Below are 26227 nucleotides of genomic sequence, written 5' to 3' on the forward strand. Positions count from 1 at the left end.
TCAACCTCGCTTTCTATTTCAGCTTCAAATAATCTTTAATTCCTTTGGCCACTTCGACTGCAAGCTTATCCTGTGTTTTAGTATTAAACAAAGCGCTTGCGTCCGAAGCATTGCTCAAATATCCGGCTTCGATTAAAATCGCAGGCATCGTCGTTTCTTTGATTACCTTAAATGCGGCTTTCTTGACGCCTCTATCGCGTATTCCCATACCCGCCAGTACGTATTTGTGCATCGTCTCCGCAAATGCTTTGCTGTTGGCACGTTCATAATAGGTCTCGACGCCGCTCACGCTCGTATTATCGTAGCTGTTAGCGTGAACAGAGATAAAGAGATCAGCCTTAACGTTCTCGGCGAATTTCACTCGATCCATCAGTTCTAGGAACGTATCGTCCTTGCGCGTCAAATGAACGCGGAAACGTTTGTCCTTCTCGAGCTCCGCCTTGATCTTGAGCACAGCGGACAAGTTGAATTCCTTCTCCCAGCGGTTCAAAGACTTGCTGTAAGCCCCTGGATCCTTGGCGCCATGGCCGGCATCGAGCACGATGTCGTACACGTCCGCAGAATTGTCGGGCGGGGTTGACGGCTCCGGAGTGACCGGCGTTTCCGGCTCTGTTGGCGTTTCGGGATCAACAGGTTGAGCCGGCACCTCCGATGAAGGCATTAGCGCGATCGCGAACTCATTTTCTCCTGAGGTCAGCACGTATCCCGTATCATCGCCCAAATCGACAACCAATCGAGCTGTTAGCGGACTCGCTGAGAACTGGGAGTATCTGTAGGATGTCAGAAGCGGATTGTTTTCGACTGTTATCTTGGCTTGTCCGTCTGTTCCTATCGTATTTACCAGTTGCGGAATGAAGGTCGTATAAGGAAAATCGATGACCAGTCTGCGAGGATTATCCAACAGTTTCGGTTTCCCCGGCGCATTCGCTCCGGCATGGGATATGCGGATGATGGATTGCTCGTCCATGTTAACATCCGTTATGTAACCGACCGCGGGCGTCTCCGGCGTTTCCGTTCCCGGATTCGGTTCTTCCGCCTTCTCGAACATATGTACTTCTCTAACATCTTCCTTCCATTCGAACGATATCCCTAATAGTTCGCCAACTAATCGAACGGGAACCATCGTCCTCCAGTTCACAAGCTTCGGCGGCGTGACGTCGATTTCCTTCACTTCGCCATTGACGCGTATCGAAGTCTGATTAATAATCAGCTCGATGACGGTCGAATCGTTTTTGACGGTTACCTTCTTCGGTCCGCCTTCCCATTCGACCTCGTACCCTAGTCCTTCGGAAAGAATGGCCAGCGGCACTAATGTAGAACCTTTTTCGATTCGGGGTTCCACATCCGACAGCAGCTCCTTGCCGTTCAGGAACAGCTTGGGCGGAGTGCTTGCAGCATGCCCTACGGACGCAAACAACGTGAACAATAACGACATGAGCAGCAGAATGGATACAAACTTTTTCATTTCCCACCTCGATGACTGATTTGTCCGATACACCCTGTCGCTTTCGACAGATCAGACAATCATTAGACGCATTCCACCATAAAAAGTTGCGATTAGAGGAAAAAAGAGGACATCCGACTTTGGGCCGGAATGTCCTCTTTTTTTAAATATAGGAAAGTATATGATTTCGCCGCACTTTCTCTATATTTCTCGGAACGAAACGCGCCCCGCCGCCAAAGGACGGCGTAGCCGTTTCGCCTTGTCTCTGCGTGATTAGCCCAGACGAGCGGCGTGCTTCTGCTCGTATGCGGTAATTTTGTCCTCGTGTTGAAGCGTAAGTCCGATATCGTCCAAACCTTGAAGCAAAAATTGACGACGGTGTTCGTCCAGTTCGAATTCGATGCGAAGTCCGTATTCGTCCGACAACACCTTGTTCTCCAAATCGACGGACAGCTTGTAGCCGTCATGCTTCGCGGTGCGCTGGAACAGATCCTCCACTTGCTCCTCGCTCAGCTTGATCGGCAGGATGCCGTTCTTGAAGCAGTTATTGTAGAAAATATCGGCGTAAGAAGGCGCGATAATGACTTGGTAGCCATAGTCGAGAATCGCCCAAGGCGCATGCTCGCGGGAGGAGCCGCAGCCGAAGTTGGCGCGCGAGATCAGGACGGAAGCGCCCTCGTAGCGTGGTTTGTTCGGCTCGAAATCGGCGTTAACCTCGCCGTTTTCGTGGAAGCGCCACTCGAAAAACAAGAATTGGCCGAAGCCGCTGCGCTCGATGCGCTTCAAGAATTGTTTCGGGATGATCGCATCCGTATCGACGTTAACCCGGTCAACGGGAGCTACGATACCTGTTAGTTGTTTAAATGGTTCCATATCTGTTAATCCCCTCTCTCGTTTCCTCAGGTTAGTTCAAAACCGGTGCTTTAACTTCCCAATCGCGCACGTCCGTAAAGCGGCCGTTAACCGCCGCCGCTACCGCCATTGCCGGCGATACCAGATGCGTTCTGCCGCCGCGGCCTTGACGTCCTTCGAAGTTGCGGTTGGACGTCGACGCGCAGCGCTGACCTGGCTTCAGAACGTCCGGGTTCATCGCAAGGCACATGGAGCAGCCTGCATCGCGCCATTCGAAACCGGCGTCGATAAACACCTGGTCCAAACCTTCCTTCTCGGCCTGCAGCTTGACGCGGCCGGAGCCCGGTACGACGATTGCCGTTACTTTCTCGCTTACTTTGTAGCCGCGGGCGATCTCTGCCGCGGCGCGCAGATCCTCGATCCGGCCGTTCGTGCAGGAGCCGATAAACACGTAGTCGATCTCGATCTCGGTCATAGGCGTGCCTGGCTTCAGATCCATGTATTCAAGCGCCTTCTCGGCGGCTTTGCGTTCGTTCTCCGTTGGCAGGTCGGCCGGATTCGGCACCTTGGAAGTGATGTCCGTACCCATGCCCGGGCTTGTTCCCCAGGTTACTTGCGGAATCAAGGCGTCGACGTCAAATTCGACGACCGTATCATAGGTCGCGCCTTCGTCCGTCGTCAGCTTTTTCCACTCTTCAACGGCTTCGTCATAGTTCTTAGGCGCGTACTCGCGTCCGCGCAGATAGTTGAAAGTCGTCTCGTCTGGCGCGATCAGACCTGCGCGCGCGCCGGCTTCGATGGACATATTGCATACCGTCATACGCTCTTCCATCGTCAAGCTGGTAATGGCGTCGCCGGTGTATTCGATAACGTAGCCCGTTGCGAAGTCCGTGCCGTATTGGGCAATCACGCCAAGGATAAGGTCCTTCGCCGTTACGCCTGGCTTGCGGGAGCCGTTAAAGCGGACTTCCATCGTCTTGGCTTTGGATTGCTGGAGACATTGCGTCGCCATGACGTGCTCCACTTCGCTTGTGCCGATGCCGAACGCCAATGCGCCGAAGGCGCCGTGCGTGGATGTGTGGCTGTCGCCGCAAACGATCGTCTTGCCCGGATGCGTCAGGCCGATCTCCGGACCCATAACGTGAACTACGCCTTGATCGATGTTATCGAGATCGAACAGCTTTACGCCGAAGTCCTTGCAGTTCTGCGTCAGCGTATCGATCTGCTGCTTGGAGATCGGATCCGTAATATTGAAGCGATCCTTCGTCGGCACGTTATGGTCCATCGTGGCGAAAGTCAGATCCGGACGGCGAACCTTGCGGCCCGTCATTCGAAGACCTTCGAACGCTTGTGGCGAAGTTACTTCGTGCACCAGCTGCAGGTCGATGTAGATAACGCTTGGCTTGCCTTCTTCCTGATGAATAACATGATTATCCCAAATTTTTTCGAACATTGTTTTTTTCGACATTATGCTCACCCCATGAGTTCGTAATGGCTTTCCACTTTCACAAACTAATAATTTGTTATCATGATAACATGTCTTTCTTCATTGATCTAAGATATAATATCTATAACCGCTATAGGTAACGGCTATAAAAGGTAATTCAAAAAGTCCGCTTCCCATTACGAAGTATTTCTAGATGCCTATTCGACGTCGAATATTGGATTCAGCCGAACCTAAGCATATGCTTTCGAAGTATGTTTCCTCCGGAAACATTGCAGGTGCTCACGTAGCGCTGCTACGCTCTGCTCCTCAGGTTCTAGCTTCATCCAATCTTCTCGGTACTGAGAACCGAACTTTTTGAATCCCACTATACGAAAAAGAAAGGCTGGTTTCGCGCCATGGAACTTAGACAATTGAATTACGTCATTCAGATCGCCAGCGAAAAAAACTTCTCCCGCGCCGCCGACAAGCTGCACATCGCCCAGCCTTCGTTAAGCCAGCAATTGTCCAAGCTGGAACAGGAACTGGGCTTGCTTCTGTTTAGACGCACGACGAACTCCGTGGAGCTGACTCAAGCGGGACAAGTGTTCGTCGAGAAGTCCCAAAGTATTTTGGACGCCGTCGAACAGCTCAAGCAGGAGATGGACGACATGGCGCAAATGCGACGCGGACGGCTCGTGGTCGGCACGCTGCCCATTACGGGTTCTCATGTCCTCCCGCTCGTTCTCCCCGTCTTCGGAGCTCTGTATCCCCAAATCGAAGTTGTGCTCGTAGAGGAGACAACCGCCCGATTGGAGCAGTTGACGGCCAGCGGCGGCACGGATATCAGCTTATTGTCGCTTCCGCTCATCGACAACTCCCTCTCCTGGGAGCCCTATCTGGAAGAAGAGATTTGCCTGGCCATACCGCAGCAGCATCCGCTGGCGAAACGCGGCGGAGAAGTAGATATCGCCGACCTTAAGCAAGAGCCGTTTATCGGACTGAAACGCGGTCAGGGCTTCCGTCAAATTACGGTGGAGCTATGCGAAGTATCCGGCTTTACCCCGCGGATTGTGTTCGAGAGCAGCAATATCGAGACGGTTCAGTCGCTTGTGGCGGGCGGCATGGGCATCGCCTTTGTCCCGCAGATGCTAACGCGGCCGACAGGAGGAGAATTCTCCCCCGCCTATTTGCAGCTCGGCACCAGGCCGACACGGACGCTTGTCATTGCCAGTCGCAAGGGACGATACTTGTCGAAGGCCGCCCGATCCTTTATTTCCACATTAAACGAGACGATCGGCCAGTATCAGAACAGAAGGAGCTAGGGCGCTACGCCCCAGCTCCTTCTTCACTTCGATCCGCTTCGTCATCGTCAATTGTACAGCTGCGGTCTCCGGTCTTCGAATACGGGTATGCGAGTCCGCACATCGTCTACAAGCTTGAGATCAATGTCTCCGAACAATATCACTTCTTCTTCGCCGGCTTCCGCGACAATTTCGCCCCAAGGATCGATGATCATGGAATGACCGAAAAAAGAGGTCTCTCCGCTTTGCCCCATCCGATTGCACGCGATCACGTACATCTGATTTTCGATGGCGCGCGCCGTCAGCAAGGTGCGCCAGTGGTGCAGACGCGGGTTAGGCCACTCCGCCGGCACAAAGAGCAGCTTCGCCCCGTCAAGCGCAAGCTTCCTTGCGAGCTCCGGGAACCGGATATCGTAGCAGATCATCATTCCCGCTTCCGCTTTTTCGATTTCCAGACGTCCCGTATGGCTGCCGGCCTTAAGGTATTTTTCCTCCGACATAAGACGAAACAGATGCATCTTGGCATAATCCGCGATCCTGTTCCCTTCCCGATCGAAAGCGAGCGTCGTATTATATACGCCGTCCTCCCGCTTCTCGGCAATGGAACCGCCGACGATATAGACGCCATGTTTCTTGCCGAAAGCCGACAGCAGTTCGGTCGATTGTTTGCCATAGGGGTCGGCAAGATCCTCGATCTGCTCCAAAGCATAGCCGGTATTCCACATTTCGGGAAACATCAGCACATCCGGCTTGCGCTTATCCTCCATTGCTTTCTCCATCATCTCTTGAAGCTTGGCGAAATTCCTCTCGGGAAACCCTGCTTCGATGTTCATCTGAAGCAATGCGATCCGAATCGTCGTCGTGTAGGCCATAGATGACTCTCCTCCCGTGCAAGTCGATTTTCCCTAATGATACCCTCTCATGGAACCGTGTCAAGATGGGCAACTTAAGCGGAGCGCAACGACAAGCCTCATCCAAAAAGTGCGAGTTCAAAAAGTTCGGTTATCAGTACCGAGAAGATTGGATGAAGCTAGGATCTGAGGAGCGGAGCGTAGTGGAAGCTACGTGAGCACCGGAAGATTCGGCTGAATTCAATATTCGACGTCGAGTAAGCTTCCAGGATCACATCGTAATGAGAAGCGGACTTTTTGAACAACCTCATAAAGGAGATTAGGAAAAGATGACAATATTGTTTAATCGAGTCACGGTGATCATGGCTGCCTTGCTTATTTTGGCGGCACTTGCGAGTCCTTCCGCTTTGGCGGCGCCCCAGTCTGTCCAGCCTGAACCGCGGAAAGCCGCCGCCCCTGACGAAGCAGCCGAAACGGGACTGAAGCCCGTGCAGGCATTCGATGTTGCGCAAGGCAAAGTCGTACGATCCGTTCCAAACGACAAGTCCTTTCAGAAGATGTCCAAAAAATGGTTGAAGTCCGTTACAGGCCTTGCGCCTCAGATGACGGCGGACAACAGCTGCACCTTCGTCTACCGTATTCCTTTGGCAAAGCCCGCCGTTGTAAAGGCGGACGCCATATCCATAACCACAAACGATGTATTTTTGTTTTATTGCGAAAACAATCCGCCGCTCCTGCTGGTGTTCGACGGCGAACGCAAGCCTTACCTCCTACTGTTCAAAGAAGACATAAAACCGTTCATCCGCAAGGTTGGGATCCCTGCCCTTGCGGATTGAGCACCGCGTCTGAAAGCGACGTCACCCTTCCGAATTTTCGGCGGGATGGCGTCTTCTAATCTCCTCTTATTCATGCTACATTATTGCTAATGTTCAAGCGTTTAACGCGCAAGGACCGCAGCATGCCATGTGGAGAGTGAGTTGAGAGAGATGAAGAACAGTCAGAACGGAATGAAGATTGAACCCGCAGATCGGATGTCGGCGCTGCCGACGCAATTTTTCGCCAAGCTGGTGGGCAAGACAAATGCCCAGATCGCGGAGGGCAGAGACGTAATCAACCTGGGACAAGGCAATCCGGACCAGCCGACGCCTCCCCATATTGTAAAAAAATTGCAGGATTCCGCAAGCAATCCTCTCTATCATAAGTACCCTCCATTCAGCGGTTATTCCTTCCTTAAAGAAGCCGTCGCCGAACGTTACATGGAAGATTACGGCGTCGAGCTGGATCCTGCGACGGAGGTTGCCATTTTATTCGGCGGCAAAACGGGTTTGGTGGAAATCAGCCAATGTCTGCTAAATCCAGGCGACGTCTGCCTTGTACCCGATCCCGGTTATCCCGATTATTGGTCCGGCGTTGCGTTGGCCGGAGCCGAGATGGCATTTATGCCTCTTACGAAGGAAAACGGCTTCCTGCCCGATTTCTCCGCGATAAGCGACGAGACTGCCGCCAAAGCAAAGCTGATGTTCATGAATTATCCCAATAATCCGACGGGTGCAATTGCTAACGAAGCTTTTTATGCGGAGGCCGTCCAATTCGCCAAACGCAACGGAATTGTTGCGGCTAGCGACTTCGCCTACGGAGCCATCGGCTTCGATGGACGGAAGCAGGTCAGCTTTCTGCAGGCGCCCGGCGCGAAGGAAGTCGGCATCGAGTTTTATACCTTATCCAAGTCCTATAACATGGCTGGCTGGCGGGTCGGATTCGCGCTTGGCAATGCCGACATCATTTCCCTTATCAATCTGATCCAGGATCATTATTATTGCAGTCTGTTCGGCGGCATTCAAGAAGCCGCCGCATTGGCGCTGACGGGTCCACAGCAATGTGTGGCGGATTTGTCCGAAACCTATGAGCGCCGTCGTGATGTGTTATTCGAATCGCTGGATGCCATCGGCTGGAAAGCCGATAAGCCCGGCGGCTCCTTCTTCTGCTGGTTGCCGGTGCCGGAAGGATACACTTCCGAGCAATTCGCCGATAAACTGTTGTACGAGGCGGATGTTGTCGTTGCCCCTGGCGTTGGCTTCGGCAGTCACGGAGAAGGTTATGTCCGTCTCGGCCTGCTAACATCGGAGGAGCGGCTCCGGGAAGCCGTTGCACGCATAGGGAAACTGGGGCTGTTTGGGGCATGACAGGCTTCAAACGCTGCGATTGCCTTGCTTTACAGGTTCCGTCTATCATGCTATTCTTAAACTAATTGAACATGCAACGTGATGACGGGACCAGTACGCAGGCCAGGCCGCGACCAGAGAGTAAATTCCTTAGGCTGTAAGAATTTACCGAGGGCTACTTGCAGAACCTACCTCCGAACGGCCGGCGACAAGCCGGACAGCGCCTTCTGTTACGAGGCACCAAAGATGGATGGCTGCGCTTGCCTAGCAAGCCGCCGTCAATGAAGGTGGTACCGCGGAAGCTTGTGACTTTCGTCCTTTTTACAGGACGAAAGTCTTTTTTGCGTACAAAGGTTGTTCAAAAAGTCCGCTTTTGATCACGAAGTATGCCAAGTAGCTTATTCGACATCGAATATTGAATGTAAGCGAAACTTCCGGTGCTCACGTAGCTCCACTACGTTCCGCTCCTCAGTTTCTACTTTCATTCAATCTTCTCGGTGCTGAAAACCGAACTTTTTGAACTTGCATTTTAAATGCAACCACGAGATATCAATGGAGATAACGAACAGGAAGTGACCTAAATGCCGGATAGAATTGTAGTGAAAATCGGAAGCAGCTCCCTTACCTCCGAGGAAGGCGGGCTTAATAAGGAAAGGATCGGCTACTTCGCGCGGGAGCTAGCCTTTCAACACGCTGAGGGTCATGCGGTTATGCTGGTCACGTCCGGCGCTGTAGCCGCCGGATTCCGCCGAATCGGCTACGTTTCTCGACCAAAGCTCGTTCACGAAAAGCAAGCGGCCGCGGCTGTCGGTCAAGCGCTGCTCATGCAGGCCTATCAGGAGGAGCTCAGCAAGTACGGCATTGTCGCTGCGCAAATTCTGCTGACAAGAGCGGATTTTTCCAATCGCAGACGGATCCAGAACGCGCTGATGACGATCGAAGAGCTGTTGAAGCAGCGGATCATTCCTATCATTAACGAAAACGACACGGTTGCCACTGATGAGCTTGTCCTTAAGTTCGGCGATAACGATAATCTGTCCGCCCTGGTTGCGGCGTTGACGAAGGCTTCCAAGCTCGTCATTATTACCGATATGGATGGTTTGTACACCGAAGATCCGCGCATTAATCCGGAGGCCGTCAAAATTGGACGCGTGGAGCAAATCTCCGATGAAATTTTAAAGCTTGCAGGCGGCGCCGGTTCGTCCGTTGGCACCGGAGGCATGCGCTCCAAGATTGAAGCGGCACGCGTGGCGATGCGCGGCGGTGTGGGAGCCTTCATCGGCAAAGTGACGAACGAGGGCGATCTCGCAGCAGCCGTAAACGGCGTCGGAAGCGGTACGTATTTTGATACGAAGCTGCACAGCCTGTCCATGAAGAAGCAGTGGCTTGGCTTCCATTCGCTGCCACAGGGACGGATCGCCGTCGATGACGGTGCCGCCCATGCGCTTTTGGCTGGCGGCAAGAGCCTGCTGCCGGCTGGCGTTGTGGACAGTACAGGCGACTTCCATCCCGGCGACGTCGTCGAAGTTGTGGATCGTCATGGCGGAACGCTGGGCCGCGGCGTCGTGAATTATGCCGCATGGCAATTGCAAGCGGCTGCCGGACTCGGCAGCGAGGAAGTAGCGCGAAGAGTCGAGGTAACAAGGATTGAAGTCATCCATCGCGATGAATGGATATCGTTGAAATAAGAGGATGACAAAGGAGGATGGCAGGAATGATAAGTGAAGTTAGAAAAAAAGCAACGCTTGCACAAGAGGCTGCGGTTGCCGCGGGCAGACTGTCTACCGCTCAGAAAAACGATGCTCTGCTCGCCATTGCAAATGCGCTCCTGACGCGTCAGGAGGAAATTCTGGAGGCAAATGCCGTAGACCTGAAGAACGGACGGGAGAACGGCACATCTACCTCCCTGCTGGATCGGCTGGCGTTAAATTCGGAACGGATCGCAGGCATCGCCGAAGGACTTCGTCAAATCGTGGAGCTTCCAGACCCTGTCGGAGAAGAGCTGCAATCGATTCAGCGCCCAAACGGACTTGATATTGTGCAGATTCGCGTGCCGCTTGGCGTAATCGGAATGATCTACGAAGCACGTCCTAACGTAACCGTAGATGCCGCGGGACTATGCCTCAAAACCGGCAATTGCGTCGTCTTGCGCGGAGGTTCCGCCGCGCTGGAATCGAATCGCAAAATTGTCGAGATCATGCGGGACGCCCTGAGCGGAACTGCCTTGCCGCAAGATGCCGTTCAACTGATCGAGGATTCCGACCGTGCATCGGTTAATGAGATGCTAAAGCTGAACGGATTGCTGGATGTTGTTATCCCAAGGGGCGGGGCATCCCTGATTCGCAACGTAGTCGAGAATGCGACAGTTCCCGTCATCGAGACCGGCGCCGGGATTTGTCATGTGTTTGTCGATGCTTCCGCCAATCCCGGCATGGCAGCGGAGATTGCGTTTAACGGCAAGGTGCAGCGCCCATCCGTCTGCAATTCCATCGAGACGCTGCTTGTCGATGCCTCTTACTCCAGCGAGCAGCTTCAGGCATTGATTGCTCGCATGGCCGAAGCAAACGTCGAGTTCCGCGGCTGCGAGCGTACGTTAGCTCTCCTTCCTGGCACAAGGGCTGCGACGGAGGAGGATTACGCCACGGAATACAACGACTATATCTTGAATGTTCGGATCGTTGATGGCTTGGATGAAGCATTGGGACATATCCGCCGCTATGGCACAAAACATTCGGAGTGCATCGTAACGGAGAACGCCGACAATGCCGAACGATTCCTTCACGAGGTTGATGCCGCCGCCGTCTACCATAACGCCTCCACCCGCTTTACGGACGGTTTCGAATTCGGCTTCGGCGCGGAGATCGGCATCAGCACGCAGAAGCTGCATGCCCGCGGCCCCATGGGCCTGCCCGCTCTCACGTCGACGAAATTCAGAATTATCGGGAACGGACAAGTGCGAGGTTAACTTTTCCCGCATTGCCGCAGATCGTAAAACCACGGATACAGGAGGAATGATACGATGACTTTAGTTACTCATACAAGCATCGCTGCCTTGAATATATGCTTCTACGGCGCCGGCTCCATGGCCGAAGCCATCGCGCGCGGACTCATCAGTCAGGAATTGATTGCTGCCGATCGTATCTCCATGTTAAATCGCAGCAATGCGGAACGTCTGACAGAGCTCAGCAGCAAATATGGCGTTCGGACCGTACTGCAAGGCGAAAACAACGAACATTTTTTACGTAACGCCGATATTATTTTCCTGGCGATGAAGCCGAAGGATGCTGCCGAAGCGATCGCCTCCATTCGACCTCTCATTTCCTCCGGACAGCTCATTGTGTCCGTCATTGCGGGGCTGTCCATCGGGTCGATCGAGATTCTGTTAGGAGCCAAGCTGCCCATCGTTCGTTCGATGCCGAATACGTCCAGCACGATCGGACTTGGCGCGACGGGCATCAGTTATTCGGAAGCCGTCTCCTCCGAGCAGCGCGCCATCGCTGAAGCGATCTTTCAATCCATCGGCATTAATGCCGTCGTGGACGAACCGCTCCAGGAATCCGTGACGGGTATCTCGGGCAGCGGCCCCGCATATGTCTACTTCTTTATGGAGGCGATGATGAAAGCGGCGACAGAGCTGGGCCTTGATGATAACGTAGCCCGCGATTTAGTCGTTCAGACCGTGCTGGGCGCAGCAGAGATGGTCCGTACGACGGGCGAGGATCCCGCCGAGCTGAGACGCAAGGTCACCTCTCCAAACGGTACGACGCAAGCGGCCATCGAGCTGATGACGGAACGCGGACTTCAAGACAGCATTATTGCCGGCGCCAAACGTTCGGCAGAACGGGCTGGAGAGATCGGAGCTGCTATCGAGAGGAATATTTCAGAATGAGCGCCGCTCATTCTTTGCAACTTCGGCACGCAGCAATTGAATGTAGACCGCATTTGATATTTACCTGATACGCCCAGTATAATAGGATATAAACTTAAAAACTTCAACGGACAAGGAGCTTTCCTATGAGTCAAGTAAAACAAATCAAACCTGAACAACCGATTGTTACAGACAAAGAATTCGAGCTAGCCATAAAGGAAAAAACATTGGTCAATATCTTTCAGAATGACATGCAGATTCGTCCCATCGCTACGATTTCCGGTTATAGCCCGGATACGATTCGCATGAGCGACGGCAGTGTCATTCATCGTAACGCCAATTCATTTTTTGCAGCTGCTAACAAAGCTCGCTAATATTGGATACACAAAAAAAATCGGTCTGTTCGACCGATTTTTTTTGTGTTATAAAAAACAAATTAACTGTTTTTGCAGCGCTTGTGCTTAAATCCCCTAAAGCTTCAGCTCCGCCCGCCGTAAAACTTCTCCGAATGCGCGCGCGCTTCGTCTACATTGGTTACCCGATTACGGGCCCATTCCAGCAAAATCCGGTCAATGTACTTCAGACTTAACTTGCCCGCGAACACCGCTTCCTTGAGCGCGAATAATATAATCTCCTCGGTATAACGGTCTTCGTCCAGCCAAGCGCCGATCGACTCGCATTCGTAAGGGGACAGCAAACGTCCAAATTCTTGCTCGAATACCGAAAACAAATCGGATGCGGGCTTTCTCTTGCTTGTAATTGGAATCGCCTGATTCCGCTCGGATGGCGAGGACCTCTTCGCGGATCGGCGATCCTCCGCGGCGCGTTCTGCGGCTCTCATCATCCAGCCGCTCCAATTGTAGCGTTCCGCCTGCATCCCCGTACTGCTGTCAACGTAATCGTCTATGGACAGATAGCCGTCCTTTACGAGGCGGCTGATTCGTTCGCCGACCACGCGGGGCGAACTCCCCAGCCGTTCCGCAAGCTGCTCCATCGTAGGAAATTCCGTTCCCTCAGCCGCTGAGTATGACATAAGCTGCAGCATGATCATCACATCCGAATCGCTTAGCCCCAGACTGCTTGCTGTACGTAGAAGCACATGCGGCACGAAAGTGCCTCCCTCCGACATGGCGGCTGACCATCCGTGGGCATACGCTTTCCATAGTTCATCGCTCATTGCGGACTTTCCCCTTTCTTCCTCTATACAAAAAGGACCGAGCCGCCCCTTAGGACGGCATCGGCAGGATCAATCGTTAAGTTGCCTCTATACATTAGTTAGCTTGTATGTATCGCGGGCAATCAACAATTCTTCGTTCGTCGGAACCACAAGCACCTTGACGCGGGAATCCGGCTTCGAAATTTCGCGAACCGTCTTCTTCCGTTCGGTGTTGAGCGCATCATCCAGTTCTAATCCGAGGAACGTTATGCCTTCGCATACCGCTCGGCGAACCGATGCCGAGTTCTCTCCTATACCGGCTGTAAACAGCAGCACATCGATCCCGTTCATTGCGGCCGCATAAGCTCCGATATACTTGCGCAGTCGGTAGACGAACATATCGAAGGCCAGCTTCGCATTTGCATCTCCTGCGTTCATGGCTTCGTCGATCTCGCGCATGTCGCTGCTTAGGCCGGATATCGCCTGCATGCCGCTGTGCTTGTTCAGCATGGAATTGACCTCGCTCAGCGTGAGCTCTTCTTTGTTGATGACGAACGGCACGATGGCGGGATCGATATCGCCGCTTCGCGTTCCCATCATAAGTCCTTCCAGCGGAGTCATGCCCATGCTCGTATCCAGCGTCTTCCCGCCTACGATAGCGGCACAGCTTGCTCCGTTGCCGATATGGCAGCTTACCATCTTGAGCGACTCGATCGGCTTGCCCAAGAATCGTGCGGCCTCACCGCTCACGTAGGCATGAGACGTGCCGTGGAAGCCGTATCGACGAATTTTGTGACGGCGGTACAACACCTTTGGTATCGGGTAGAGGTACGACGTCTCCGGCATAGTCTGATGGAACGCCGTGTCAAACACGACAACCTGCGGAACATTAGGCATATTCGTCTCTACGGCGTTAATCCCCATCATATGAGCAGGATTGTGCAACGGAGCGAGATCGAAAAGGCGCTTAATCTCTGCCTTGACTTCTTGCGTTACGATTACGGAATGTTTAAACGCTTCGCCGCCATGTACGACCCGATGACCAACCGCGTCAATCTCCGACATAGAGGTTATGACGCCGAAATCAGGGTGAACCAGAATGTCTATAACGCGCTTTACCGCAGTTACGTGATCCAGAATTTCTCTAACGTCGCGAACCTCGGGCTTGTTGGCGGATTCATGGGTAACAATAGAAGAATCCATCCCGATTCTCTCCACTCGTCCGCTGGCGAGCACGGACTCGTCCATCATATTGTAGAGCTGGTATTTCAACGAGGAACTGCCAGCATTAATGACTAATACTTTCATGAAATTCGGTCTCCATCCTTATCGTATTGGAAAAATCCGACGCCAGATTTCACGCCGAGATGTCCGCCGCGTACCATCTTTTTGAGCACGATTGACGGACGATACTTAAGCTCGCCGTATTCCCGGAACATTCGCTCCAGAGCGGCAAGCACGGAATCCAAACCGAAGCGGTCCGCCATCTCGAATGGACCATGCGAAAAAGAATACCCGATGCGCATCGCGTTGTCGATATCCTCCGCCGAAGCGACGCCTTCCTCGAGAACGTGCAGAGCTTCGTTGATAAAGAGGCAAATGAGACGAGTCGTCACGAACCCCGGAGATTCGAATACCATGACACTCTTTTTCATGATGATCTCGTCCACAAAATGTTTGGTCCGCGCAAACGTCTCCTCCGACGTCTTAAGACCTCGCACGATCTCGACAAGATCAACCTTAAGCACTGGATATATAAAATGAATTCCGATCACACGATCTGGCGTAGCCGTAACGCTTGCCAACTCGGTCAAACTGAGCGTGGATGTGTTGCTGGCCAATATCGTGCTTTCGCTGCATATTGCATCCAGCTTGCGGAATACTTCCTTCTTCGCTTCAAGCTCCTCCGTTATCGTCTCGATAACCAACTCGCATGATGCCAGTTCTTCGTAATAAGAGACGGAGTCAATTCGTGACAGAATAAGTTTCTTCTCCGAGTTGGTAAGCGCCCACTTTTCGATCTGTTTGTCCAGACTAATCTCGATCATTTGAAGCCCGTACCTCAGACGTTCCTCCGATTGCTCCAAGATGAAGACATCAAGACCCTTGGAAGCCAACATCTCAGCTATGCCTTGTCCCATCGTTCCGATCCCTATAACGCCAACTTTCTTTATCATGCGATGCATTTGCTCCTTCTAGGTTGATAGTTCCTCTTTATTATAACGTTTTTTGGGCAAAAGAGAAGGCGAACCATAGGTTCGCCTTGAATTTGTAATAAATACGGTTAAGCAACGGCGGAATTGTGAAGTAAGTCTCTAAACCGTTCTCCATCCACATTTTCCTCATCCAGAAGCGTCTGCAAAGCCTGCCCAAACACCTCTTGACGCGAATTCAGCAGCTCCTTCGTTCGACCCATGAGATCATCCAAAATCCCATTCGTCACGGCCGACCACTTGTCCGGCGTCATCATGGATGCATCGATTATGCCCGCATCCGTCAAGCCTGATTCCACCAGCGTCTTTACAATGCCAACCGCCTGGTCGAAGTCTCCCCTCGAGCCCGTGCTGCGTTCGCCATAAAAAATCTCCTCGGCGGCAGCTCCGCCAAGCGCAATCATGATTTGTTCGTGCAGAAACTTCGTCGTATACAAATACTGATCCTGCAAGGGCTGATGACGCACGTAACCCAGAGCGCCGCCGCGAGGCGACAAAGCTACCTGAGATACGCTCCCGGGACGAACAAGCTCCGCCATTATGGCGTGTCCCAGTTCATGCAGCGCAACCCGCTTTCGCTCCTCCAGGGATGTTTCCTTGTCGCTTTTCTCTCCCAGCATCACCTTGTCGATTGCCATATGAAGATGACCGGAGGTGATGGAATCCGCATTGTCGCGCAAGGCATAGATGGCCGCCTCATTCATGACAGATTCCAGCTGTGCGCCGGAGAAGCTAAAGGTCTGCTCTGCAATGCCTGTCAAATCGACACTCTCATCAATCGGTTTATTGGACGCATGAATCCGAAGAATTTGAAGTCTGCCCTTTTTATCGGGCAGATCGACGCCGATATGCCTGTCGAAGCGCCCAGGGCGAACCAGCGCGCTGTCCAGCATCTCCTTGCGGTTCGTAGCGGCGATGATAAGAATGCGCGGAGATTCGTTGCCATGAATGCCATCCATCTCTGTCAGCAGCTGATTCAGCGTCTGATCGTATTCGCGGTGTTGTCCGCCGTCCCGCTTCCCGCCAATAACCTCAATTTCATCGATAAAGATAACAGCGCTGGATTTGCCTGTTTTTTTGGCTTTGGCTCGTGCTTCTTTAAACAAATCGCGAATGCGCCCGGCTCCGACGCCGACATACATCTCAACGAATTCGCTGCCCGATGCCGCCATGTAGACGGAATCCGTATATTGCGCAGCCGCCTTCGCAAGCAAGGTTTTGCCTGTACCCGGAGGTCCTGCCAGCAGTATGCCCTTAAGCGGACGAATACCCAGCTTCTCGATCTGATCCCGTTTGACCAAAAAGTCAAGCGCTTCTATCAGCTCCTGCTTTGCGCGGTTTTGTCCGCCAATCTGTTCGAAGGTAAATGATGTCGACTTCACTTCCTTCCGTCCTTCGCCGCCAGATAATGCAGCGAGCTTGCCTTTGCCTCGCGCCATAAACAAGAGTACGCCGGCAATTGCAGCCATCAAGACGAATGGAAGCACGTTATAGCCTTGCATCTGCAAGAATACAAGGCCGACGATGACGACTCCGATCCCGATCTCCATTCCGTATTTGCGCATTACCACACCTCCATCGTATTAGGCGTTCGCGGCAACACCACGTATTTGGCCGTACCTTCTTGCTCTGATCGGATCGTAATATATACATTGTTCTCATCCATCTCCGTCACCGTCGTTACGCCATCCATGCCGGCGACGGCTTTCTCCATAGCTGCAGGAATCGTGGAGTAGGCCTTCGTCTCCATCGCTTCCGCGATTTCGAACATCGCGCCGTACCAGAGCTGTTCAAGTTGTTCATTGGGATCGCTCTCCACTTGTACCATCACCTTCTTGCCCCCGGCGACGCCAGCCGTTTGTTTCACCGCGTTGCCGTAAGTTTCCCGAAGGCTGGCATCTGCAGACAATTTCAGCTTCACCTTTAATTCTTTTTGTCCAATCTCAGGCTTTGATGCTTCCGCTACTCCGTTCATCTCTTCCAGTTTATCGGCAAGAGGCGCGGCGACGACCATCTGCTTGTACAAGGCGAAACCTCCGAACAACAGTACGGCAGTGACAACAACGGTAATCGCTAGCGGCAATACGCGCGGTTTTCTCATCTCCTAACCCCTCCAATGTATAGTATTTATATATAATATTTATCTATCAACTCGTCTATACGATAGTATATCACATTTTGCAGCTAATTTCGGGGTGTAAAAACAGGAAACGGGACCATGGAAGGTCCCGCCTAATTTTATGATATGGTTTTATGAAGAAGGCAGCCGATAGGAATCGATTAGCTTACCATCTTTGTCGAAGGTATAAAAATCATAGAAGTATTGAACGCCTCCATCGGAAGCTGCAGAATAATAAATCTCCCATGCCGGAGCTCCCCGGAATAATCCGGCTTGTACCCGAACGATATTCGACCCAGGTTTGCTTGAACGGAACTGAGCTTTGAGCTCATCCTCGCCGAGCACGTCGGAAGCGTCGACGGTAAGCGTCGTTTCGTCGCTGCGCAGGAATACGTAATGATAATCATCCTGTTCCCCTGCGCCGAAGCCTACCCATACGGTCTCGTCCCAGATATGTTTGTTCAGCCGTTCTACATTCGATATTTCCCCCGTTGCGACGATTCGCTGCTTCGCTTCGGCTTCTGCCGACCAGTGCGGCAGCTGTATATCGCGGTAATAAAGCCCTAACCAGATCAAGAAAGTCAACAGGGCGGCGCTAACCAGCCAGATCCACTTGGCCGGTGTCATAAACGGACGTCGTTTTCTTTCCGTGGCGCGCATTAGCCGTTAAGCAGCCGCTCGAATGCGGCTTGCGCTTCCTTGCGAATTTTTTCTTCGTCCAGCAAAGTGCATTGTCCATCCTTCACGACTTGTTTGCCCCCGACCCACACATGGCGAACATCCTTGCCCGATCCCGCATAGACAAGATGCGAGACGATGTCAGTGAGCGGGAAGTACTGAGGCTGGTCGATGTTGACGGCAGCCATATCAGCTTTCATCCCCGCCTTGAGCATGCCGATCTCCTTCTCCTTCCAGATGGAAGCCGCTCCGAGCGATGTCCCAAGCTTAAGCGCCTCCGTAGCCGGTATGGCAGTGGGATCTCCGGATACGCCTTTGTGCAGCAAGGCTGCCATTGTAATTTCCTGGAACAGGTCCAGATTATTGTTGCTGGCCGCGCTATCCGTTCCGAGACCGACCTTGACGCCGGCACGAAGCAATTCCGGAAGCCTGGCAATGCCGCTGGCCAGCTTCAGATTACTCACTGGATTATGCGCTACGGAGACGCCGTTCTCTGCTAGCATTGCAATCTCCTCGACGTTCAGATGAACGGCGTGGGCGACCAACGCAGGGCGCGAAAAGAAACCCAGCCGATGAAGATGCTCAACAGGCCGAACGCCGTAATCCCTAACGTTCTGCTCCACTTCTGCACGAGACTCGGACATATGCGTATGAAGCGCCAAAGAATGATCATGGGCTGCTTGTACAAATTTTTCGATATATGCGGGAGGGCAAGTATATGGCGCATGCGGCGACAGCATGGTTGTAATTCGGCCGTCTGCCCTGCCGTTCCACTCCAAAGCGAATGCAATCGCTTCCTCAAGCTTCGCTTTCTGCTCCTCTTCCGAGCATAGGCCGATAACGCCGCGCATCAAAACGCCGCGGATGCCGGATTGCTCCGTCACCTTCGCGACTTCATCCATTCGATCATACATATCGAGGAAGGTCGTTGTTCCCGTACGAAGCATCTCGACGATGGCCAGGGCTGTGCCGGCTCTCGTATCCGCCGCAACATAACGGCCCTCCATCGGCCACATTTTCTGCTCCAGCCATACCTGCAGATTTTGATCGTCCGAATATCCGCGAAGGAGCGACATCGCCGCATGACCATGCGTATTAATAAGTCCGGGCAGGAAGGCCAGTCCTTTGCCATCCAGCTTTTCTACGCTTTCAGACAAGCTTTGCGGCTCAGGTTCCTGCTCGCCGATATATGTAATGGCATCGTTCGAGATGACCATATGACCTTTAATGACCGGGGTCGAGTCGTCCATCGTCACGAACAAGCCATTTCTAATCCATAGCTGTTTCATCCGAATCTTCTCCTTCATGGTTCAAATAATACGCGAGGCTAAGCAGTTCCCTTGTGAAATCGGCATTGTGAATGCGCACTTCATCCGGTACGCGCAAAATCGCTGGGGCGAAGTTCAAAATGCCTTCTATCCCCGCCGAGACGAATTGATTTACGACGTTTTGAGCTTCGAACGCTGGGACAGTGATGATGCCGATCCGAATTTTTTGCTCCGCAATCGTTGCGACCAGCTCGCTCATGGGTTGAACGACCAAATTGTTGATATTCGTTCCGATCTTGGCAGGATGGTCGTCGAACACAGCCGTTATTTTCATATTGTCCTTGGAATATTTGTTGTAATTGCATAAGGCATGACCCAGATTGCCGGCTCCAACCAGCGCGACCTTGATCGTCTGGTTCACCTTGAGTATTTGACGAATGATTTCGATCAAATAGACAACGTCATAACCAATGCCTTTGCGTCCGAATTCGCCGAAATACGCGAGATCCTTACGAATCTGAGCCGGGTTAAGATCAAGCTTAACCCCAAGCTCCTGCGAGGATACCGTCTGGATCTCGCGGCTGTCCAGCTCGTTAAGCACCTGCAAATAGATAGGGAGTCGGCGCACGACCGCTTCGGATATTTTGGTCTGCTTCAAGTTGTTGCCTCCTTCGTAGCTTCTGGTTCGCTCGCCGCAGCGCTGTCTTTTCCCAGCCATTCTCTAATTCTAGGCACCATCTGATCCGTAAACATCGTTTCGATCTTGGGACCTGGCAGCGAATAGAGAAAATGTTTGCCGTAATAAGCATCGATAACGCGCGTATCGTAGATGATGACAATGCCTTTGTCCTGCGAGGTGCGGACAAGTCGGCCGAATCCTTGCTTGAACCGGATGACGGCCTGCGGGATGGACAGCTTCATAAACGGATTCTGCTTTTGTCGCTGCAGTTGCTCCGCCTTTGCTTCTTGGAGCGGATGATTAGGAGGCTGGAACGGAAGTCTCACGATGGCAAGACAGGTAAGCGCTTCGCCTGGAATATCGACGCCTTCCCAGAAGCTGCTCGTTCCCAAAAGCACGGATTCCGGCTGTTGAAGGAAACGTCTCGTCAGCTTGGTTCGATTGCTGCTGTCGATCCCTTGTCCCAGCAAGCCGATGCCTGCCGCGGCCAGACCTATTTTCATAAGCTCGTGAACTTGCTTCAGCATCTTATAAGAAGTAAAGAGCACCAGCATTCGCCCTTTTGTCTCTAGAGCGGCATCGACCAGCGAAGCCGCCAGCTTATCCAGATACGCGTCGTTTACATATGCGCCTTTAACCACCGGGAAGTCGCGAGGGACCATCACCAGCGCCTGTTCCCTGTAACGGAAAGGAGACGGCAACTGCACGGTTTTGAGCTTGCCTTGCGTCTCATAGCCGTGGAGGCCTAGCTGTTCCTCTGCGTACTGGAAGGATTTCTGCACCGTTAATGTCGCGGAGGTCATAATGATGCTGTCTTTGGCGTCAAAAAAGTACTTTTGAAGCTGTTCGCTAACATCGACGGGTGCCGCGTACATATGCAGCGATCGGTAGCGGTATACCGCGCTGGCTTCCATCCAGAAAACAAAACCGGACTGCTCCAGTTTCATAAAGATACGAAGCTCGTCTTTTAAACGCGTCAAATCCCGGATGGAACCGTTAAGATCGGTAATCGTTCCCTGAACGGAGAGATCATCGACCCGCTCCTTGATGTCGTTGATCATTTTTTCCATCGTCTTGATAACACGCGCTAACTCGACATAAATATTATTCTCGACGCCGCTCGCATCATCCCAGCTTGCAGGAAGCTCGGAATGATGGAGTCTAAGGACCGATGATGAAACCGCGCCATTATCAGTGGCGCCTTCAGCTCCTTCGCCCATCATTGCGTACAGCATCTCGAATAATTTGTCCCAATGCTCCCTGATCTCCTGAAAGATCGGGATGATTTCATCAATCGTCTCCGTCCATGCTTGTACATGGTCATCGCCTTCATTCTGCAGCTTGGAACGCAGTAAAGGCAATAACCCTGTTCGATTGTCCTTAAACAACCGGGTCGCAATATGTACGAGTGAGAAATAATTCACGTTCATCCCCAGATGTTTGCCCGCCACTTCCTCTACGTGATGAGCCTCGTCAATAATAAGATGAGAATACGCGGGCAGCAGGCGATGATCGGCCTGCACATCGGTAAATAACAAGGAATGATTCGTAATACAGACGTCGGCAACGTTCGCTTCATGTTTGGCACGATGGTAATAACAGCGCTTAAACCATGGACAAGCACGATTAAGACAGGAGTCCGCATCGCTGGATACCGTAGACCAAAAGTCAGAGCCTCGGCTGCCGAGGTTCAACTCCTCCTGATCCCCTGTCTCCGTTTCTCCTAACCAGACGACCATCTGGGATGCCGTAATCGCATCTTCTACAGGAGAAACCAAATCCCGGGCGTTGACCTTGCCCTCGAATTTGCGCAAACATAAGTAGTTCCCTCTCCCCTTAAAAATGGAGGCTTTTACGGGAAACGGAAGCACGTCGGACAGCAGCGGCAAATCCCTGCTTCTCAGTTGCTCCTGAAGATTGATCGTATGCGTGCTGACGACGATCTTGCTGTCGCTCTGCACGCCGTAATACAGGGCCGGGATCAAATACCCCAGCGACTTGCCCGTGCCCGTTCCTGCCTCAATCAAGAGGTGCTGATCGGCTGCGAGCGCTTCGTATACGTGATGAAACATCAGCTTTTGCGGCTCGCGCTCTTCGTAATCCGGAAAACGTTCTTGAAACTTGGCACGAACGGCATCGAGATAAGCCTCGAAGTTCATGTCCTTCGGTATTGCCGAGCCCGCTCCATTAGTCCTGGCAGGCTGTTCTTCATTCCATTCTCGCGCCTTAAGAGCAAATTGCCGGTAATAATCCACTTCATTGGACTCGAACACGACGGTTCGCTCCATGAGATTAAGATTGACGTTAAGGAACCAATGCAGGTCCCTGGATTCGTCGATCAACGCAACGAGCCGCTGCAAAGTAAGCAGCGGCAAGGTGCAAAGCTTGCCCACAGCCTCGATAAAAATATGGGCAGTCGCAAACGCGTCGCTATCCGCGCGATGATGATGATCATGCGTAATGCCGAACGCTGCCGCTACAACGCCTAATTGATAAGATGTAATCGTCGGATATAATACTCGCAGGAGTTCGATCGTATCCAGCTTGCGGCCGGTGAAAGGCAAATATCCGCATTTCTCCAGCGCGCCGTTTAAGAAACCGGCATCGAATCCTACATTATGGGCGACAAGAACGGCATCATCCAAGAGAGGAATAAGCTTTAGCAGCACGTCGTGCAGCTCAGGCGCGTCCGCAACGGTCTCTTCCTCGATGCCGGTTAATTGCGTAATGAACGGGGGAATAGGTACCGAAGGTTTCACAAACGAGCTGAACGTATCGACGATCGCCATCTCTTCCGATACAATGACGATGCCGACTTGAATAATGTCGTCCTCTGCGCTATGACCCGTCGTCTCCAAATCCAGCACTGCGTATTTCATCCATCTTCGTCCCTCTCACAAACAGCACAACTCCGTGCTTCCGAAATATAACGATAATTGCCCAGGCGATTCCTGGCAGGATCGCAAGTTATTTAATGGATCCGTAAAGCTCGGATAAACTTCGTAAGCTTTGCGGAACAGCCTCTCCGCATATGCCATGTTCATCCGAACTGCGTGAATACACCCAAGGGCATTATATCCTAAAGCGACCCACTTCGGAAAGTCCGACATCACAACAAGCAGTTGGAAGTGACGCTGCGCTTCGTTCCAATTCTGCAGATGCATCTGGCTCATTGCCAGATGAAGTCTTGCCAGATTGCATTCGGGCGCCATGGCAATGACGGTCTGGAATAAAGAAGCTGCTTCGGCGAACATAAATAATTTATAATAGCCTTGTCCTTTGCTCATGAAGGGCTCCGCAGCTTCGGGAATTTCCAGATCGCCATAGGCGCATGGCTGTTTCTCGCTGATTGTGATTGGATAATTTACGCCAGCAGCTGTATATCCCGAATTCGGGTTTTTGTCTGCTGGATCCTTATCCTTACCCGCTGGTAGCACGGGAAGTTTTGGCAGCGGCGCTCCTCCAACCGGGGCACTTAAGTCGAACGGACCGCACTCGTCTTGAAAATCGGTGAATTTTTCCTCGAATTGAAGCCATTCCTCGATAAAGGCGTCGCTTGTTTTTTTGAGCTGCCGAATCTGCTCCAGGTACTGACCGCGCTCCTGTTCCGTGGCCGAGTTGTAACGCTCTTTAATCCCGTCAAGCCATTCGTTCATCGAAGAGAACATATGCTGTATCATACCGCATCCCGCCTTCGCTTTGGATTAAGGAGTGATACGGTCATTCTTTGTTCCGACGAGGTTTTTCATACGGCATCCCAGACGTTACATAAACGAACCACTTCCAAAGTCCAGTTCGTTACAGGATCGTAGCGTGAAGCTCTTCGGTGAGCACCTGGACCGGCTTGTTCTCATCATTTAGAATCGTCACGATCGGCTTATGGACGCGCGCCTCTTCCGTGGACATGGACGCATAAGAAATAATGATAACCTTGTCGCCCGGCTGAACCTGCCTTGCTGCCGCTCCGTTCAAGCAGATAACGCCCGAACCTCTCGGCCCCGTAATTACGTAGGTTTCGAATCTGGCTCCATTGTTATTGTTTACAATCTGAACCTTCTCGTTCTCCAGCAAATCCGCTGCTTCCATCAGATCCTCGTCAATCGTAATACTGCCTACATAATTCAGATTCGCTTCCGTCACCGTCGCCCTGTGAAGCTTGGATTTCATCATCGTTCTGAACATAATCATTCACCTCCGCCAATCTTGGATGTTTCGAATAATCGATTGTCGATTAATCGCGTAGTCCCGAACTTTACAGCAAGTGCCAGTATAACGGTACCGTTATAGGAAGATAACCGCGCCTCTTCGTCAATCAACGATAGCCCGGGATAGGCTAGCAGCTCCACATAATCGATAATCGCCTGATCCGCCTCGCGAATATGCGATTCCACGCGCCGCTTGAGCCCGCTTGCCGTCATGCCAGGCTCCTCCAGCCACTCCTTTGCGAGGTTTAACGCTTGGGACAGCCTTACGGCTTGACTGCGATGATCTGCCGACAAGTATACATTGCGGGAGCTTAACGCAAGACCATCGGGCTCGCGCACAGTCTCGCATCGTACAATCTCGATATCGAAATTCAGGTCGTGCACCATCTGTTCAATAACGGCAACCTGCTGAGCATCCTTCATCCCGAAGTAGGCGCGCGAAGGCTTAAGGAGATGGAACAGCTTGCTGACAACCGTTCCTACGCCGTCAAAATGGCCAGGCCGGGAAGCGCCGCACATCCTGTCCGTTACCTCGTCCACAATCACCTTCGTTAAGGGACGCCCGGGGTACATCTCTTGCACCGTCGGCAGAAAGACGACATCGACTCCGCACTCCGCCGCAATAGCAAGATCTCGTTCTTCATCCCGCGGGTAACGATCCAGGTCTTCCTTGGGGCCGAATTGAAGCGGATTGACAAAGATGCTTAGCGCGGCCACGTCGTTCTCTTCTCTCGCCTTTCTGAGCAGGCTGGCATGCCCCTCGTGGAGGTAACCCATCGTAGGCACGAATCCGAGCGACTTGCCGTCCGATGCCCGTTCACCCAGTGCAGACTTCAGTTCCTGGATGGTTCGGCATACAATCATGAGTATTGAACCCCTTTCCTGACATCTGCGGGTGGTTGTTCCGAAGATCCGGAAGTTCCGCCGTACAGCGTTTCCGATGTCTTTGCTTCAGCCTGCGGTTGGAAGGTGTGCTCCTCCGCCGGGAATGCGCCGCTCTTTACATCCTGCGAGAAAGCTTCGATCGCCTGTCTCACCGTAGTGCCGAGATCCGCGTAGGTTTTCACGAATTTTTTCTCGAAATACGGAGAAGCGTATTGCAGCAAATCATGGTATACCAGTACTTGCCCGTCGCAAGCCCGTCCAGCGCCTATTCCGATCGTCGGAATCGATAAGGCTTTGGTAATCGCCGCGGCCAGTGGCTCCGTCAAAAGCTCAAGCACAATGGCGAAAGCGCCTGCTTTCTCCAGCGCCAAAGCATCCTTCATAAGCCGTTCCGCATCCTTATCCAGCTTGCCTTGCACCTTGTATCCGCTAAGTTGATGAACGGATTGAGGTGTCAGCCCGATATGGCCCATTACAGGAATCCCGGCCTTTACCAATGCTTCTACATCGCCCGTAATTTCCGAACCGCCCTCCAGCTTGACGGCTTGAGCGCCACCCTGCTGCATGATGCGCGCAGCATTGGTCAAGGTAGCCTCCCGGCTCGCTCCGTAAGTCATGAAGGGCATATCGGCTATAATAAACGTATGGGTTGCCGCTCGCGCGACAGCTCTCGTATGATACACGATATCTTCAATTGTGACCGGAATGGTCGTTTCATATCCAAGTACTACATTCCCTAGCGAGTCACCTACCAAGATAGTGTCGATCTCCGCTTCCTCCGCCAGCTTGGCCGACGGATAGTCATAAGCTGTCACCATGGAAATCGCATTGCGCTCCTGCTTCATCTTCTGAAGGCCGGATATTGTCAGTCGTTTCCTCATCAGCTCACTCCCTCTCTTCTTCGCTTTTTGTTCGTGCCCTCACTTAACCTTGTTGTTGCCTATTTTAAACACAAAAAAACCTTTTAGCCGCTGTGCTAAAGGTTGCCGAATCAAAAAGGAAATACATGCTTGTCGTGCTTCCTTCTGTCTCGGTCCTTGGCGGCTCAGAGCAGAATGCGCATCCCAATCATTGTCACTAGCAAATTATTGGAAAAATGCCGACCATCCTAACGGTGCAG

The 26227-nt window shown here is 52.4% G+C and carries 24 protein-coding genes; 7 read left to right on the forward strand and 17 right to left on the reverse strand.

Translation table 11 applies throughout. The features are described 5' to 3' along the window. Positions 1–13: 13 nt before the first annotated feature. From KJW29_RS11095 to leuC, 3 genes are all read right to left on the reverse strand, one after another. Positions 14–1465 carry an N-acetylmuramoyl-L-alanine amidase gene (locus KJW29_RS11095; protein WP_214629840.1) on the reverse strand — a complete coding sequence of 484 codons (1452 nt, stop codon included), beginning with the start codon at positions 1463–1465 and terminating at the stop codon, positions 14–16. A 252-nt stretch (positions 1466–1717) separates the two neighbouring features. Beyond that, positions 1718–2317: a 3-isopropylmalate dehydratase small subunit gene (gene leuD / locus KJW29_RS11100; protein ID WP_214629841.1), complete on the reverse strand. Its 600-nt coding sequence runs from the start codon at positions 2315–2317 to the stop codon at positions 1718–1720. 31 nt (positions 2318–2348) lie between these two features. Continuing rightward, on the reverse strand, positions 2349–3764 hold the full coding sequence (leuC, locus tag KJW29_RS11105) for a 3-isopropylmalate dehydratase large subunit (RefSeq protein WP_108996140.1): 1416 nt from the start codon (positions 3762–3764) through the stop codon (positions 2349–2351). 374 nt (positions 3765–4138) lie between these two features. On the opposite strand from leuC, the gene KJW29_RS11110 reads away from it, so the two are divergent. After that, positions 4139–5044, forward strand: a complete 906-nt coding sequence (locus tag KJW29_RS11110) for a LysR family transcriptional regulator (RefSeq protein ID WP_214629842.1) — start codon at positions 4139–4141, stop codon at positions 5042–5044. 47 nt (positions 5045–5091) lie between these two features. Here KJW29_RS11110 and KJW29_RS11115 read toward each other — a convergent pair whose 3' ends face one another. After that, complete coding sequence (locus KJW29_RS11115; protein WP_214629843.1) at positions 5092–5895, reverse strand: carbon-nitrogen family hydrolase; 804 nt, start codon at positions 5893–5895, stop codon at positions 5092–5094. A gap of 308 nt (positions 5896–6203) precedes the next feature. Here KJW29_RS11115 and KJW29_RS11120 point away from each other — a divergent pair, with 308 nt between their 5' ends. The 6 genes from KJW29_RS11120 to KJW29_RS11145 all read left to right on the forward strand — a co-directional run bounded on the left by KJW29_RS11120 (position 6204) and on the right by KJW29_RS11145 (position 12278). Further along, entirely contained in the window at positions 6204–6710 is a 507-nt protein-coding gene (locus tag KJW29_RS11120) for a hypothetical protein (RefSeq protein ID WP_214629844.1), read from the forward strand. A gap of 150 nt (positions 6711–6860) precedes the next feature. Further along, positions 6861–8057, forward strand: coding sequence for a pyridoxal phosphate-dependent aminotransferase (locus KJW29_RS11125; RefSeq protein ID WP_281426377.1), 1197 nt, complete (start codon positions 6861–6863; stop codon positions 8055–8057). 560 nt (positions 8058–8617) lie between these two features. Next, positions 8618–9724, forward strand: a complete 1107-nt coding sequence (gene proB, locus KJW29_RS11130; RefSeq protein ID WP_214629845.1) for a glutamate 5-kinase — start codon at positions 8618–8620, stop codon at positions 9722–9724. Between the two features lie 26 nt (positions 9725–9750). Then, a complete protein-coding gene (locus tag KJW29_RS11135; protein ID WP_181377011.1) occupies positions 9751–11001 on the forward strand; it encodes a glutamate-5-semialdehyde dehydrogenase in 1251 nt (416 codons plus the stop codon). Between the two features lie 54 nt (positions 11002–11055). After that, positions 11056–11925 carry a pyrroline-5-carboxylate reductase gene (gene proC / locus KJW29_RS11140; protein ID WP_214629846.1) on the forward strand — a complete coding sequence of 290 codons (870 nt, stop codon included), beginning with the start codon at positions 11056–11058 and terminating at the stop codon, positions 11923–11925. A gap of 125 nt (positions 11926–12050) precedes the next feature. After that, the gene (locus tag KJW29_RS11145; RefSeq protein WP_087566954.1) at positions 12051–12278 is read left to right on the forward strand and encodes a hypothetical protein; all 228 of its coding nucleotides are present in this window, start codon (positions 12051–12053) and stop codon (positions 12276–12278) included. 104 nt (positions 12279–12382) lie between these two features. On the opposite strand, the gene KJW29_RS11150 is transcribed toward KJW29_RS11145, so the two are convergent. From KJW29_RS11150 to panB, 13 genes are all read right to left on the reverse strand, one after another. Continuing rightward, complete coding sequence (locus tag KJW29_RS11150) at positions 12383–13081, reverse strand: DnaD domain protein (RefSeq protein ID WP_214629847.1); 699 nt, start codon at positions 13079–13081, stop codon at positions 12383–12385. Between the two features lie 87 nt (positions 13082–13168). Next, on the reverse strand, positions 13169–14368 hold the full coding sequence (locus tag KJW29_RS11155; RefSeq protein WP_087566956.1) for an acetate kinase: 1200 nt from the start codon (positions 14366–14368) through the stop codon (positions 13169–13171). Continuing rightward, positions 14365–15237: a 3-hydroxyacyl-CoA dehydrogenase family protein gene (locus KJW29_RS11160; RefSeq protein WP_108996408.1), complete on the reverse strand. Its 873-nt coding sequence runs from the start codon at positions 15235–15237 to the stop codon at positions 14365–14367. The genes KJW29_RS11155 and KJW29_RS11160 overlap by 4 nt, the downstream gene beginning before the upstream one ends. A gap of 107 nt (positions 15238–15344) precedes the next feature. Beyond that, positions 15345–16838 (reverse strand): AAA family ATPase, encoded by a 1494-nt coding sequence (locus tag KJW29_RS11165; RefSeq protein WP_214629848.1) that lies wholly within the window; start codon positions 16836–16838, stop codon positions 15345–15347. Continuing rightward, positions 16838–17374: a hypothetical protein gene (locus KJW29_RS11170; RefSeq protein WP_187100587.1), complete on the reverse strand. Its 537-nt coding sequence runs from the start codon at positions 17372–17374 to the stop codon at positions 16838–16840. Before KJW29_RS11170 ends, KJW29_RS11165 begins: the two co-directional genes overlap by 1 nt. 150 nt (positions 17375–17524) lie before the next feature. Beyond that, on the reverse strand, positions 17525–18019 hold the full coding sequence (locus KJW29_RS11175) for a hypothetical protein (RefSeq protein WP_214629849.1): 495 nt from the start codon (positions 18017–18019) through the stop codon (positions 17525–17527). A 32-nt stretch (positions 18020–18051) separates the two neighbouring features. Continuing rightward, positions 18052–19365 carry an amidohydrolase gene (locus KJW29_RS11180; RefSeq protein ID WP_425517557.1) on the reverse strand — a complete coding sequence of 438 codons (1314 nt, stop codon included), beginning with the start codon at positions 19363–19365 and terminating at the stop codon, positions 18052–18054. After that, complete coding sequence (locus tag KJW29_RS11185) at positions 19340–19996, reverse strand: redox-sensing transcriptional repressor Rex (RefSeq protein WP_087566961.1); 657 nt, start codon at positions 19994–19996, stop codon at positions 19340–19342. The genes KJW29_RS11180 and KJW29_RS11185 overlap by 26 nt, the downstream gene beginning before the upstream one ends. Beyond that, a complete protein-coding gene (dinG, locus tag KJW29_RS11190; RefSeq protein ID WP_214629851.1) occupies positions 19993–22896 on the reverse strand; it encodes an ATP-dependent DNA helicase DinG in 2904 nt (967 codons plus the stop codon). The genes KJW29_RS11185 and dinG overlap by 4 nt, the downstream gene beginning before the upstream one ends. A gap of 15 nt (positions 22897–22911) precedes the next feature. Next, positions 22912–23697 (reverse strand): tetratricopeptide repeat protein, encoded by a 786-nt coding sequence (locus tag KJW29_RS11195; protein ID WP_214629852.1) that lies wholly within the window; start codon positions 23695–23697, stop codon positions 22912–22914. 118 nt (positions 23698–23815) lie between these two features. Continuing rightward, positions 23816–24199, reverse strand: a complete 384-nt coding sequence (panD, locus tag KJW29_RS11200; RefSeq protein ID WP_214629853.1) for an aspartate 1-decarboxylase — start codon at positions 24197–24199, stop codon at positions 23816–23818. Between the two features lie 2 nt (positions 24200–24201). Next, positions 24202–25086: a pantoate--beta-alanine ligase gene (gene panC / locus KJW29_RS11205; protein ID WP_214629854.1), complete on the reverse strand. Its 885-nt coding sequence runs from the start codon at positions 25084–25086 to the stop codon at positions 24202–24204. Beyond that, positions 25083–25988 carry a 3-methyl-2-oxobutanoate hydroxymethyltransferase gene (gene panB, locus KJW29_RS11210; protein WP_214629855.1) on the reverse strand — a complete coding sequence of 302 codons (906 nt, stop codon included), beginning with the start codon at positions 25986–25988 and terminating at the stop codon, positions 25083–25085. The genes panC and panB overlap by 4 nt, the downstream gene beginning before the upstream one ends. Positions 25989–26227 lie beyond the last annotated feature (239 nt).

It is taken from the genome of Paenibacillus agaridevorans, assembly GCF_018604145.1.
Classification (GTDB): domain Bacteria; phylum Bacillota; class Bacilli; order Paenibacillales; family Paenibacillaceae; genus Pristimantibacillus; species Pristimantibacillus agaridevorans.